Below are 438 nucleotides of genomic sequence, written 5' to 3'. Positions count from 1 at the left end.
TCGAATTTCAACGATACGTTCGTTGGCGATGGTAGTGGTATGGATTTCGACGGTGGCGCCGGTGTCGACACAGTCGACTATTCGGGCTCGACTGCCGGGGTAAACGTTAATATCCGTCTCGGCGCGGGAACCGCAGGAACGGGCGGAGAAGCCGAAGGCAGTATTTTAACGGGCATCGAAACCGTCATAGGCTCCGCCTTCAACGACGTCCTCTCCGCCGGCCCGTACACCACAGCCACAGGGGTACGGTTGGAAGGGGGAAGCGGCGACGACATCTACAGCATCGGCATGGGATACACACCCACTATCATCGAACAGGCCGGTGGCGGCAACGATGAAGTCCGTGTGTCGGTGATCAATCCGAGCGGCACCATCCTGGCTGCAAACGTCGAGCGCCTGACCTACGTCGGCACCGGCGCCTTCACCGGTTATGGCAAT

The 438-nt window shown here is 59.6% G+C and carries 1 pseudogene; it reads left to right on the top strand.

Features of this window, described 5'->3' with window-relative positions:
* Window positions 1–39: 39 nt before the first annotated feature.
* Window positions 40–438: pseudogene (locus FGE05_RS29710) on the top strand (calcium-binding protein); the annotation flags it as partial.

The sequence above is a fragment of the Pseudomonas sp. ICMP22404 genome, from assembly GCF_006227205.1.
GTDB lineage: Bacteria > Pseudomonadota > Gammaproteobacteria > Pseudomonadales > Pseudomonadaceae > Aquipseudomonas.
This window is presented reverse-complemented; position numbering and strand designations above follow the sequence as displayed.